13 protein-coding genes are annotated in these 12910 nt (G+C 63.1%); 3 read left to right on the top strand and 10 right to left on the bottom strand.

All coding sequences use genetic code 11. The features are described from left to right. Window positions 1-277: 277 nt before the first annotated feature. Window positions 278-1003, bottom strand: coding sequence for a hypothetical protein (locus GC162_13970; protein ID MBI1369749.1), 726 nt, complete (start codon window positions 1001-1003; stop codon window positions 278-280). A gap of 74 nt (window positions 1004-1077) precedes the next feature. Further along, a complete protein-coding gene (locus tag GC162_13965) occupies window positions 1078-1563 on the bottom strand; it encodes a peptidylprolyl isomerase (GenBank protein ID MBI1369748.1) in 486 nt (161 codons plus the stop codon). Window positions 1564-2047: 484 nt separating this feature from the next. On the opposite strand from GC162_13965, the gene GC162_13960 reads away from it, so the two are divergent. Continuing rightward, window positions 2048-2539 carry a YajQ family cyclic di-GMP-binding protein gene (locus GC162_13960; GenBank protein MBI1369747.1) on the top strand — a complete coding sequence of 164 codons (492 nt, stop codon included), beginning with the start codon at window positions 2048-2050 and terminating at the stop codon, window positions 2537-2539. A gap of 76 nt (window positions 2540-2615) precedes the next feature. Here GC162_13960 and GC162_13955 read toward each other — a convergent pair whose 3' ends face one another. Beyond that, window positions 2616-3323 (bottom strand): DnaJ domain-containing protein, encoded by a 708-nt coding sequence (locus GC162_13955; protein ID MBI1369746.1) that lies wholly within the window; start codon window positions 3321-3323, stop codon window positions 2616-2618. 124 nt (window positions 3324-3447) lie between these two features. Between GC162_13955 and GC162_13950 the strand changes: the two genes are divergently transcribed. Continuing rightward, window positions 3448-3657 carry a hypothetical protein gene (locus GC162_13950; GenBank protein ID MBI1369745.1) on the top strand — a complete coding sequence of 70 codons (210 nt, stop codon included), beginning with the start codon at window positions 3448-3450 and terminating at the stop codon, window positions 3655-3657. A gap of 126 nt (window positions 3658-3783) precedes the next feature. Here GC162_13950 and GC162_13945 read toward each other — a convergent pair whose 3' ends face one another. From GC162_13945 to GC162_13925, 5 genes are all read right to left on the bottom strand, one after another. Then, window positions 3784-4443, bottom strand: a complete 660-nt coding sequence (locus tag GC162_13945) for an SDR family NAD(P)-dependent oxidoreductase (protein ID MBI1369744.1) — start codon at window positions 4441-4443, stop codon at window positions 3784-3786. A gap of 96 nt (window positions 4444-4539) precedes the next feature. After that, window positions 4540-4938, bottom strand: a complete 399-nt coding sequence (locus GC162_13940; protein MBI1369743.1) for a hypothetical protein — start codon at window positions 4936-4938, stop codon at window positions 4540-4542. 215 nt (window positions 4939-5153) lie between these two features. Then, entirely contained in the window at window positions 5154-6605 is a 1452-nt protein-coding gene (locus tag GC162_13935; GenBank protein MBI1369742.1) for a gfo/Idh/MocA family oxidoreductase, read from the bottom strand. A gap of 156 nt (window positions 6606-6761) precedes the next feature. Further along, window positions 6762-7070: a Dabb family protein gene (locus tag GC162_13930; GenBank protein MBI1369741.1), complete on the bottom strand. Its 309-nt coding sequence runs from the start codon at window positions 7068-7070 to the stop codon at window positions 6762-6764. Between the two features lie 26 nt (window positions 7071-7096). Continuing rightward, window positions 7097-7933 carry a hypothetical protein gene (locus GC162_13925; protein MBI1369740.1) on the bottom strand — a complete coding sequence of 279 codons (837 nt, stop codon included), beginning with the start codon at window positions 7931-7933 and terminating at the stop codon, window positions 7097-7099. An 84-nt stretch (window positions 7934-8017) separates the two neighbouring features. On the opposite strand from GC162_13925, the gene GC162_13920 reads away from it, so the two are divergent. Continuing rightward, window positions 8018-9439, top strand: a complete 1422-nt coding sequence (locus GC162_13920; protein ID MBI1369739.1) for a DASS family sodium-coupled anion symporter — start codon at window positions 8018-8020, stop codon at window positions 9437-9439. A gap of 81 nt (window positions 9440-9520) precedes the next feature. On the opposite strand, the gene GC162_13915 is transcribed toward GC162_13920, so the two are convergent. Both GC162_13915 and GC162_13910 read right to left on the bottom strand, forming a co-directional pair. Further along, entirely contained in the window at window positions 9521-10864 is a 1344-nt protein-coding gene (locus tag GC162_13915; protein MBI1369738.1) for a gfo/Idh/MocA family oxidoreductase, read from the bottom strand. 127 nt (window positions 10865-10991) lie between these two features. After that, window positions 10992-12758, bottom strand: a complete 1767-nt coding sequence (locus tag GC162_13910; GenBank protein ID MBI1369737.1) for an FAD-dependent oxidoreductase — start codon at window positions 12756-12758, stop codon at window positions 10992-10994. Window positions 12759-12910 lie beyond the last annotated feature (152 nt).

The raw sequence follows: 12910 nt of genomic DNA, 5'->3' as shown, positions 1-12910 counted from the left end.
CAAGGTGTGCCGGATTGGAACACGGCTATCGGACGCAGCCGGCCGCATCAGCGATTTTCGCCCCAGAACGGCGATTCTCATTTGGCACGCATCTTGCTTTACCTATTTCCATCGTTCTGCGCCTTTTTTCTCTCCTCCGCCCGCGAACCAGTCCTGCAACGGGAACTGACGCGGGCTTTTTCTTGCGCGCATAAAGAAAGCCCAGGGATGGCGATCCCTGAGCTTTCGATGGGCGGTGGATTCCCGAATTTCGAGGGGAGGAAATTCCGGGGGGGGGTTATTTTTCGATACCAAGGAGTTCGATGTCGAAGATGAGGGTGGCGCCGGGGCGGATGGGGCCGCCGGGGCGGGGGTTGTCGCCGTAGGCGAGTTCCGCGGGGATGACAAGCTGCCACTTGGAGCCGACCTTCATGAGCTGAAGCGCTTCGACCCAGCCGGGGATGACGCCCTGGACGGGGAAGGTCACCGGTTCGCCGCGGTCGTAAGAGGAGTCGAAGACGGTGCCGTCGGTGAGGGTGCCGCGGTAGTGGGTCTTGACGGTGTCGGCGGGCTTGGGCATCGGGCCGTCGCCTTCCTTGATGACCTTGTACTGGAGGCCGGACGGCAGGACCTTGACGCCGTCCTTCTTGGCGTTGTCGGTCAGGTACTGTTTCTGCTCGACCTTGTAGTCGTCGGCGAGCTTCTGCTGGAACTGGACCATGGCGGCCTGAATCTCTTCGGGCTTGAGCTTGGGCTCGGCCTTGGCCATGGCGTCGGCGATACCCTCGGCGATGATCTTGGGGTCCAGGTCCAGATGGTCATGCGCGATGCTGGTGCCGATGTTCAGGCCGATGCCGTAGCTGACCTTTTCCTTAAGCGAGTTGAACGGGCTGGGCGCGGCGGGCTTGTCGCCGGCGGCGGAGGCCGGCTCGGCGGATTTGACCTCGGTCTTGGGTGCGTCGGCGGGCGCCTTGTCCTCGGCTTGCACGTATGGCAGGGCGACGAACAGGGCGACGAGGAGCATGACACTCAGAAACCACTTCATGGCGAATTGTCCTTGTTTTAAGGGGTATTTTGACGCATGTCGCGTCGATGGGTTCAGTGATGATGATGACCGCCGGGCCCGTGGGCGTGCCCGTGGCTCAGTTCTTCCTTCGTGGCGCGACGCACATCGACGACCTTCACCTCAAAGCGCAGCGTCACGCCGGCCAGGGGATGATTGGCGTCCACGAGCACCGTGTGATCGTCGACCTGCACGACGCGCATGATCCGCTGCCCGACTTCGGTCTGCGCGGTGAATTGCATGCCCACTTCGATGTCGGTGTCGGCGTCGAAGCGCGAGCGCGGGATGGGTTGAATCAGATCGGGGTCACGCTCGCCGTAGGCCTCGGCGGGGACGATGGTGACGTCGACCGCATCGCCGCGCGCCTTGCCGTCCAGCGCCGCTTCGAGACCCGGGATCAGCGTGCCGGCGCCTTGAATGTATGTCAGCGGGGCGCGTCCCTTGGAGGAGTCGAGCGTGTTGCCCGCCGGGTCGGTGAGCGTGTAATCGATCGAAACAACCGTGTTCTTGCCAATGAGCATCAGGCATGTCCATCCCTAAGGGTGCGCGGCGAAGGCACAGTGTAGGCCCTCGGTCCGGGGAATGCGAGAGCGGTAAACGCCCGCCGCGCTGATGTGCGGCGGGCCGAAAAGACGAGTCCATGAAAAAACCCCAATCGGTCTGCGCCAATTGGGGTCGGAGGAGGAGAATGAGATGACGGGAATATACGGGATCGCCCCAAGGATGTCAAGGGTTTTTTGATGGAGGGGAGATTTTTCGGAAGCCCCGCTCCCGCTCAAGCGGGGCGGGCCAGCGGAATGTGCGGACATGAAAAAACCCTAATCGGTCTGCGCCAATTAGGGTCGGAGGAGGAGAATGAGATAACGGGAATATACGGCAAGTCGTTCCGGGTGTCAATCCTTTTCTGAGTACAAATCCGCAGATTTTTCGCCGGGGGTCGCGGAGCGGGCGGCTTGGTGATACAAGGGACGCGCAAACCCGGGTTTTTCACAAGGAATATCACCCATGCCCTCGTTCGACATCGTCTCGAAAGTCGATTTTCAGGAACTGGACAACGCCCTGAACAACACGCGCAAGGCCATCGAGCAGCGGTACGATTTCCGCGGCGTGCACACGGAGATCACCGTCGACAAGAAGGAAAAAAAGCTCCATGTCGTCACCGGCGACCGGATGAAGATGGAAGCGGTCAAGGAAATGCTCCTGTCCAACGCCTCCAAGCGGAAATTGGACACGAAGGTGTTCGAGTTCAAGGAGCCGGAGCCGACCACGGGGGCATCCCTGAAGCGGGACATCAAAATCCGCGAGGGCATCGATCATGACCTGGCCAAGAAGATCGTCAAGATGATCAAGGACACGAAGATGAAGGTGCAGGTGGCGATTCAGGGCGAGGAACTGCGGGTGTCGGGCAAAAAGATCGATGACCTTCAGGAAGTGATCCAATTCCTTCGGGGCTCCAACCTCGAAGTGCCGCTGCAATTCGTCAACATGAAAAGCTGAAATGCAGGCGTCAGCGGTCCGCATTCAGGTGTCAGCGGAAGGCATGTACTGATGGCTGATCGCTGACACCCGACACCTATTCTTCGATTTCCTCGATGGCTCGGGCGTCGAAGGCGGCACGGCGGTCGGGGTCGATCAGGACGTTGTACGCCTCGGTGATGAGCGTGAACTGGGCGGTGTCGCCTTGGCCGCCGGTGGCATCGGGGTGATGTTGTTTGGCGAGGCGGCGGTAGGCCTTTTTGATGTCCTCGGCCGCGGCGTCCGGGCCGAGGTGGAGAATCTGATAATAGTTGGGCAGGTCGAAGGACGCCTTGATGACCCGGCGGGTCTTTGTGCGTCGCTTCCATTTGAGTTTGCCATCGGCGCTGGGGGCGTTGAAGAAGCCGAAGCGGATCAGCGAATCGATCGCCTCGGTCGTGCCGGGGGCAAGTCGGACGAATTCGACGCCCATTTCGTGCTTTTTGCTGGTCAGCCCGCCGACGCGGCGAAGCCAGACGATGCGCCCGTTCACTTGCAGCGATCCGCCGGGACTTGACAGCGTCACCTTGCCGGTTTGCCCCACCTGAACCGGCGGCTTGTCGGCGCAGGCGAGGCGCATCCCCGTCGCCGACAGATCCACCACCCGCCCGAGACTACATGAAAGTGTCTCGACGGCGTGCCGTTCCGCCCGCCGCCGCGTCGTCGTTGTCCCGTTCTTGTAACCGCCTCCGGTGGACCACATACTCAAAACCATCGGCCCGACAATGCTTAAGGTTAAATCCGCCGCCTTTTCTTGATTCGGCATGGCCTTTGCGTATTAAAACCGTGTTCAGATCGCAATCGTCGGAAACAGCCGAAAAATGAGCCCCCTGGGGCCGCAATAGACCAAAACGGTACAAAAGCGTACCCAAGAAAGATGGAGACCCGCCATGCCGATGACCCCCGAAACCCGTGACCTGGTGAGCGAACTCGTGTGGCAGCTCGTGGACGAGGCCATCAGCGCGACGGATCGCATGACGCTTGAGGATTACCTGGCCAACAACGCCGAGGCCCGGATCATTTACGCTGAGATCATGACCATGCACAAGCAGCTCATGCAGTTCTTCGGCTCCGACCGCACGGGCGCCGTGGCCGCCTGATCGCCGCCCCATTCATCGTGCCTTCTTGTCCCCCAGGCACGTAAGCCGCTGACCCCGCGCGGGTCGCAGCTTGCGTGCCTGCTTTTTTGGCCGCTCGCGGCTTCGCCCATCCGTCTCCCTCAACGCTCACCACGACAAAATCTCCCCATTGGCGTGTTGGAACACGCCCGTGTTCTCCAGCGTCAGCGCGTCGATGCGGGCGAGCAGATTGGCCGCCGAGTCGCGCACGTCGATGCCCTGCCCGCCGGTCATCTCCGTCGCCACCATGCCCGGGTGCAGGATGCCGACAGCGATCCGCTTGGATCGCAGATCGTTGGCCAGCGACTTGAACGCCGCGTTCACCGCCGCCTTGCTCATGCGGTACCCGTAATACCCCCCGCTGCCGTTGTCTTGGATGGAGCCCATGCGGCTCGTGATGACGATGAGCTTCGACCCTGCATGCAGCGTGCTCAATAACGCGGTCGTCACGCGCAGCGGGCTGATGGCGTTGACCTCGATCTGCCGGCGGATGCGATCGAAGCTCATGTCGCCGAGCGTTTCGACGCTCAGCACGCCGGCGTTGTTGATGAGCACATCGATCGATCGCCCGGCGAGCGTTTTCGCCAGTCGCGCCACGAAGTCGTCATCCGTCACATCGACGCCCTCATGCACCTGGGCCCCGGTCGCATCGAGTTCCGCCGACGCATCGCGGCAGACGCCGATGACGCTGTCGCCCCGTGCGGACAGTTGCCGCGCCAGTTCGAGCCCGATGCCGCGATTTGCGCCGGTGATGAGATACGTCGCCATGTTCATACCTCGCTGAAGTCTTCAAGTAGCCGGGTCGCTACGCGACCCTGGTCGACCGGGGCCGCGCAGCGGCCCGGCTACTCAATGCATCACACTTCACTTCGCCGCGCGACGCCGCGCCGCTTTCACATCCGCTTCGCGAAACCACTGCACCCCTGAGTGCTTCGGGAGATACTCGAGCATCAGATAATCGAAATGCTCGATGTCGTGCACACGCTTGCGGGAGGGCGAGTCGCTGAACCATGAGCGCTTGCCGAACTGTTCGTTCAGCGCCCGCGTGATCGCCGATCGCACGCTTGTCCGCATGCTTTTCCAATCGCGATCGTGCTTCCAACTGATGAGCACATGCGCATGCGTCGGCTCCGTCGCGACGGCGTGAACGATCGCATCGATGAACGCATCGGCGCCGCGCGCTATCCGCACGATCAACAACTGGTGCTCACGCTCAAACAACACCGCGCCTTCGCGCTGCTGCGCGCGATACGCTTTTGCCATGCTCGGATCAAATGGTTGCAACCCCCGCATGCGGTGCACATAGCCGTGCCGTCGGTCCGGCATCCACGTGCCATGCCCGTGATAGGAGTACAAGTAACAGGGCATTGGCAACATCCTACAAAATCCATAGCCGGGTCGCTACGCGGCCCTGGTCTGTGCTTGATACGAAAGACCGGGGCCGCGTAGCGGCCCGGCTATGGCGTGAATGCGCGAACTTAGACTTCTTCGGGCACGACGAACGGTGCGCGGTAATCGCGGCGCAGCAGGGCGAGTGTTTCGGGAGTGGCGGTCGGGCCGGTGAAGGTTTCCTTCGTTGCGTCCAGTTCGAGCATGGCGCTGAGTTTGATGTCGGCGGTGGCTGCGTCGACGTTCTGGGCCGCCAGATGCTCGTGGAACCCGTCGATGACTTCGTCCCAGGGCTTGAGTCCCTTGACCGCATCGATCGCTTCGTCCTTCTTGTACGCATGTCCGACGCGGTAGCAGATGTTCGCCAGGTGGCACCAGGCGCTGGAGTAGTGCGTGATTTCGATCTCGGCCTTGAGACTCTTGTGATCGCGGGATTTGACGGCGTCGAGGAAGTTCTGCGCGTGACCCCGGCCGCTGTCGCCGTTGAACTTCTCGATGCGCTTGCCGTCGTTGTCGAACGCGGCGCCGCCGCCGCGTCCGCCGGCGTAGTAGCCGCCTTCGCACTGAATAATCACGCCGTCGCGGATGTTGCGATAGGCGTTGGCGGCGGACGAACCGGCTTTCATCGACAGATTGTGCAGATCGAAGACGACCGGCACGATGCCCGTGTCGTAGTAGACGAAATGCGTGTTGGGCGTTTCGCCGTCGTCGTTCCATGCGAATCGCCCGCCGCCGGCGATGATGCGCTTGGGCAGGAGCGATTGATCATCGAGGAAATTGCGCACGTCATCGAGAATATGCACGCCCCAGTTGCCCATCTCGCCCGACCCGGTGTTCCAGACCCAGTGCCAGTCATAGTGCAGATTCTTGCGCATGAGCGGCAGTTTTTCCGCCGGTCCGCACCACAGATCGTAGTCGATGTAGTCGGGAATCGGCGTCGGGCCGGTGACTTTGCCGATGCTGCCGCGCACGCCGTAGCGGTTGGCGCGGATGTACTGCATCTTGCCGAGGTGTCCCTCGGCGATGAACTTCTTGACGTTCGCCAGCGCCGGGTCGGACCGCTGCTGCGTCCCGCCCTGCACGATCCGCTTGTACTTGCGAGCCGCTTCGACGAGCTTGCGGCCCTCGTGAATGTTGTGCGAAATGGGCTTCTCGACATACGCATCCTTGCCCGCCTGACAGGCCCACAGACCGGCGAGCACGTGCCAGTGGTTGGGCGTGGCGACGACGACGGCGTCGACGTCCTTCCGGTCCATGATCTTGCGCAGGTCCGTCTCGCTCGCCAGCTTGTACCCATGCTTCTTCTCGAACGCCTCGACCTTTCCGCCGAGCACTTTCGAGTCGGGATCGCAGATGGCCACAACGCGCGCGTCGGCGAGCCCGGCGAACTGCTCCAGGTGCTGCGACCCTTTGCCGCCGAGTCCGATGATGGCGATGCCGATCTTGTCATTGGCGCCGCGCACGCGCGTGATCGGAAGCGTCATCGCCCCCGCCGCCGCCAGTGAACCGACCACGAATTGCCGACGATTCAGACGCTGCATGATGTTTGCTCCGAGATGTGGGAATCGGACCTCGCGAACATTGTACCGCCGGAACCGCGCGTTTTGCGAGGCCGCTCGCGGCCTGCTTTCCCCATGAAAAAAGCCCGCCGCCCGTTCGACCGGCTCACGGCAGGAAGCGGCGTCGCTCAACGGGGATCACGCCTCCAGCGAATCGTAGATCAATACCCGGGTCCAGAAGGTCTTGAACGTGTCGATGAACTTCTGATGCACCGGGTCATCGGGCGATTGGTAGGCATCATGGGCCGCCTTGTCGGCGAAGACGACCAGCAATTGCACGCTGTAGGAATTGTCGACGACCGGCCGGGGCGTCCCCGCCGGCACGCCCACGCGGACGCTCTTGACATTCGCGCTCTTGCCGATGGCCTTCACGCCGTCGATGAACTTCCTGCGGTCCGCGTCCGACAGATCCTCACGCAGCCAGAAATGCACACAATGGTGGAACATGCGTTCTCCTTGCGGTTGATGTGGAATTACGAAGGCCACCCCGACGGGTAGCCGTAGTGTTTATTGGTTCGCCCCGCGATGAGCCAGAACTGCTTGAGCTGCCCGCTCGTCAACTCCTTTTTCCATCGATCGTCGACGAACGCCTTGGCGTCCTGCTTGTCGTAAAAATCGCGCGCGACGATGTTCGTATCCACCGGCGCGTCCGGTGAGCGCCCCGCATCATGCCCGTACTTGCGCCGCAGTTGATCGATCACGCTGCCGCTGCCGCCGATGCAGTGATGATCCTGCGAAAGCCAGTCGTTCATGCCCGGCTCGTACGCGACGCCGACGAAATCGCAGATGCGTTTGAGTTCGCCTTCGCGATCCTGCTGAAGCGTTTCGTAGCGGAGGTCGAGCACGTGCTGCCGCGGGTAGCGACGGACGATGCGTTCCTTTTTGCGGATCGACTTGGCCCACCAGCGGCAGGCGTCCCACGTTTTCATGTGCGGATACTTGCGGAGGCGCGACGCCACGACTGCCCGCCCGTCGCGCACCATGAACAGAAAGCGCTGATCGATCAAGGGATGCTTCTGCGCGTCGAGCATGCGGCGGGACTTATTGACGAACAGCACTTTTTTGCCGGACTTTTCGGCCAGTTGCAGGTACAGCGACGGGTCATTGACCGGCTTGATATCCGCCCAGAACGGACAAGCCGCGCCATGCACCGAGCAGGTCCCCGCGCCGAGTTTGGCGATGTAGTCGATCTCGCCGACGCCGAAAATTCGCGAATGCGTGTCCATGAGCAGGTTGAGCCACGTGGCCCCCGAGTACGAGGAGGTCATGAGGTTGACGACGGTCACGCGCTTGCCATCCGCCTGCGTCATGGGCCGCCATTGTATTCGCCCCCCCGCCCGATTGCACCGCTCGCCGATTGACGCCGACCGCGCGACGGGCGATAACAACGGCTCATGAGGCAGAATTTCAAGCTCACCGCACTTCTGACCGGCCTGCTGCTGGGCGTCATGACCTACGTCGGCTGCAAGCTGTCGCTCCAGATGGCGCCCCCGGCGGCGATCACCGCGGCGGTGACGGTCATCTGCGCGACCTGGTGGTGCACCGAAGCGCTGCCGATCCCCGTCACCGCGCTCGTCCCCTTCGCCGTCTTCCCCTGCGCCGGCGTGCTCAACCACAAGCAGATCGCCGAGGCGTATGGCGACAAGTTCGTGCTGCTGTTCATGGCCGGTTTCATGTTGAGCCGCGCCGCCGAAAAATCAAAGACGCATCTGCGCGTCGCGCACGGCATGATCCGGCTCGTCGGCTCCGGCTCGAGCCGCCGACTCGTCATCGCCTTCCTCCTCGCCACCGCCGTCTGCTCCATGTGGATCTCCAACACCGCCACGACGCTCATCATGCTCCCCGTCGCGCTGGCCGTCCTCGAAGAACACAAGGGGCACATCCGATTCCCCGCGGCGCTGCTATTGGCGATCGCCTACGGTTCGAGCATCGGCGGGATCGCCACGATCGTCGGCACGCCGCCCAACGGGGTGTTCGTCGGCGCGTACGAGAAATTCTCGGTGCATCAGGTGTCGTTCGCGGCGTGGATGAAAGTCGGCCTGCCGATCAGCGCGCTGATGCTCATCGCGGCGGCGTTCGTCCTCTGCGCCCGCATCGACGGCGCGATGAACATGAAGATGGAATCGCTGGGACCGTGGACGAAATATCAGCGGCGGGTGCTGGCGGTGATGAGCGTCACCGCGCTTTTGTGGATCACGCGGACGAGTCCCGACGGCGGATGGGCCGGGTATCTGAACATGCCCCTCGCCGAGGACGCCACCGTCGCCATCGCCGCCGTCATCGCCATGTTCCTGATTCCCAGCGGCGAGCACGACGCCGACGGCGAGCGCGAACATCTGCTGGACTGGGCCACCGCCAAGGACATCCCCTGGGGCATCCTCCTGCTCTTCGGCGGCGGCATCGCCATCGCCGAGGCCTTCAAGGAAACCGGTCTGGCCCAATCGATCGGCGATTCGCTCAACGTCCTGGCCCACTGGCCCCCGCTGCTCGTCATCGCCATGATCTGCTTCGCCGTGACGTTCCTGACCGAAGTCACCTCCAACACCGCCACGACCACGCTGCTGATGCCGATCCTCGGCGCCGCCGCCAACAGCGTCGGCGTCGACCCCGCCCTCTTCATGATCCCCGCCGCCATCTCCGCAAGCTGCGCCTTCATGCTCCCCGTCGCCACCCCCCCCAACGCCATCGTCTTCGCCTCCGACCACGTCACCATCCCCCAGATGGCCCGCACCGGCTTCGTCCTCAACCTCCTTGGCGTCGTGATCGTCACCCTCGTCTGCTACTTCGTCCTGAGTCCCACCACGGGACTCAACTGATTTCACACCCCTCCCTCCGAGGGAGGGGCCGGGGGAGGAGTCAAAACCACCGAAGCCCATGCTTTTCAAGCATGGGTCTCTTCAACCCGGATGCACCCACGGCTTGCGATACGCGCGCGTCAACAGCGCGTTCGCCTCCGCGTCGCCGGGGACTTGGCGCTTGATCGGGTCCCAGTTGAGCGAGCGGCCGAGTTTGAGCGAGAGGTTCGCGAGGATGCACGAGGCCGTCGAGATGTGGCCCTGCTCGATGTCGGCGACGGGTTTCGTCCGCGCGTCGACGGCGGCGAGCCAGTCCTTCATATGCCCGCGGATCGCCGGGGCGACGTGTTTTTCCAGGTCTTTTTCCGTTTTGTCCTCGGGGTACTGGTCGAGTTCCATGACGACGTCGCCGTGGATGGGTTGGGCTTTCTTGTCGGTCGGGATGAAGTCGTAGCGCATGACGGAGAGTTTGAGCGTGCCCTTGTCACCGTAGATCGTCATGCCCCACGGATAGTCCGGATCGGGCGCGGTGCCCCATGAGCGGTGCGTCCAGGTCATGCGCAGGTCGCCGAAGTCCCACGCGGCGGTCTGCGTGTCGGGCGTGTTGGCCTTGGCGTCCTTCTGCACGAGGATGCCGCCGGTCGAATCGACGCGCGTGGGCCAGCCCAGCTCGAGCATCCATCGGGCGCAGTCCAGGAAGTGCACGCACATGTCGCCGATGATCCCGTTGGAGTATTCCATGAACGCGCGCCAGGTGCGCGGATGGACCAACTTGTTGTACGGCCGCATCGGCGCGGGGCCGGTCCACATCTCGTAATCCAGATTCGCCGGCGGCGCTTCGTCGGGCGGATTGCCGGTCGGCCGCATGTGGTAATAGCAGTACGTCTCCACCAGCGCGATCTTGCCGAGCAGTCCGGGGCGAATGATGCGGTCCCGCGCTTCGATCAGGTGCGGCGTGCTGCGACGCTGCGTCCCGACCTGCACGACGCGCCCGAGTCGGCGGGCAGTGTCGAGCATGGCAAAGCCCTCGGCGACGTCGATGCTGATGGGTTTCTGCACCCACACATCCGCCCCCGCCTCCATCGCCGCGATCGTCGGCAGGGCGTGCCAGTGATCGGGCGTATCGACGAGCACCAGGTCCAGCTCGCGCTCCGCAAGCAGCGTGCGGTAGTCGCTGTACGTCGCGGGCTCCCTGCCGGATTTCTGCCGTGACGCCACGATCGCCGCCGCATCGGCGAGCATCTTCGAGTCCACATCGCACAGCGCCACCACCTCGACCGGCTCGACCTGGATCAATCGCAACAGATCGCACTTGCCGTACCACCCCGACCCGATGAGCGCCACGCGACGCGGCCGCACCGTCGGATTCGCAAACGAAACGCGCGCCAGCGCCGGCAGCACGATACCCGCGCTGATGCCCGCCTTGAGAAATTGCCTTCGTTGCATGGGGCGCCTCCTTGATGATCCAAAAGATCGAACCAAACCATTGTCGCGCCGCACGCACAGCGAATCAAACGCACAAGCCCACGCTTTCAAAGCGCGAGACACCGATTGCGTCATCAGCAATAGATCCTCACCGCTTCTGGGCATATGCCGCGGCGATGAAGTCGCGGCGCGTCGCCGCCTTTTGCAGCGGCTTCACGTCCATGTACATCTGCTCCGCGATCGCGATCCACAACTTCCGCGTCGCGTCATCGAGGGCAGCGTCGAGCTTGGCTTCGTGAAACGGGAAGGCCTCGTAGTACTGACCGGCGATGTTCTTGCCGCGCGTGCCGTACGGGGAAGTGGGCGGGACAAGATGATGGAACCCGCCGAGCGTGCCCCACCATTGGGTCATGGCGAAATCGGGCGAGGACGGGGGTACATCGCTGATGTAGATCGTGGCCGAGCCCTCCGCGTGCAGGAGCGCCTGAAGCGCGGGCACTTTCACGCGTTGCACCGGGATTTTCTCCTGCATGGCCAGGTGCGCCGCGAGCCCCGCCGCTTCGCCGAGCGATGACCAGATCGGCTCGTAGCGCAGCGTGCAAAGCCCGACGTGTGAACTCGACGCCGCCACCGGCACGAGCAGATTCTCGCATTTTTTGGGCACGATCACGCCGTAGGGAATCTGATACGGCGCGACGTTCTGATAGAACTCGCCGCTGTGCGCCCCGCCGAAGCGCGGCCCGTCGTGCGATGTGCCGTGACAATTGGGCCCGTAGTCGCCGGCGGCGATCGACTCGGTGTGCAGCTTCGATCGCACATCGCCCGGTTCTGCCTCGACGTCTTTCTGCGTGTAGATGTAAGCGCCCTGCATCCGCCGCGCTTCACGGATGTAAAGCTGCTCCGGCACATACCCCGTCGCCGCAAACTCATCGCGGCACAACCCCCACGTCAGCGCCTCGTCGCGCGACTTGGCGGGCACGGCCGCATCGTGCTGCAGAAAATAGAGCAGGCCCAGTTCGTAGTTCATGTGATGATCGAAGATGCGCTGACGCACGGCTGCATGGCCCTCGACCCAGTCGTTCTGATCGCCCGGCATCGACAGGCGCACGGGGCTTTTGGACACGTCGTTGATGTCGTACTTGTCGTGCGGTTGATGGGGCGTCTGCGATTTGAAGATGGCCTTGCTCGTGCCGAACACGCGCACGATGCGCCCGTCTTCGAGCAGCGGTAGGACCTCGACGAACTGCGCGCGGTCGTAGCCGGGCGGCTTGGCGGGCATGACGCGGTTCTCGGGGACCTGCGTCATGAACATGCGGAAGTTGTAGCCCTGAAGCTGATCATCCGCCTTGTCGGGCGCGAGCGATTCGCCGTAGGTTTCCTTCGCTTCGCGCCCCAGCGCGTACTCGACGCCCGCCAGCGCCATCAGGTCGCCTTCGTAGCTGGCGTCGATGAACTGATGCGCGCTGATCACCGCCGGTCCCTGCGGCGAGGCGAACTGCGCGCCGTTGAGATGCGTCATCCACGGGTCCTCGCCGCTGCGCCGCAGCGTCACGCCCATCAGATGATGCTGCGTGAGCACGGTGATGTTCGGCTCGGCTCCGATCATGTCGTCGATCGCCTTCTGATACACATGCGGCTCGCATTGCGTGCCCCGCATGCACTCGCGCACCGCTTGCGAATCCGCCCCGTCCGTTCGCCGATACTCCGCTTCGCATCGCTCGGTCATGCGCAGGAAGAATCCGGTGAGCGACTCGAACGTGCGGAAGTCGGTATGGGAAAGCCCGTTGGTCGTCATCCCGCCGACGCGCGCGTACGGCTCGACAAGGATGACGCGCCGCCCCGCATGCGCCGCCGAGATCGCCGCCGCCACTCCGCCGGGCGTGCCCCCGTACACAAGCACATCCGTCTGAAACATCCGCTCATGCGTGCCGCACCCCGCCCCGACGCACACGGCGCACAACAGCCCCAGAAGACCCATCATTTTCCGAATCGCGTGCATGGCCATCTCCTGCCGCTAAAGATAGCTCAAGAATCATCCCGGTGCGAAATCCATTTGCCAAATTGGCC

This window comes from Planctomycetota bacterium (assembly GCA_016125255.1).
Taxonomy (GTDB): Bacteria; Planctomycetota; Phycisphaerae; order Phycisphaerales; family Zrk34; genus RI-421.
Note: the sequence above shows the minus strand (reverse complement) of the source record. Positions and strands in the feature narration are given on the sequence as shown.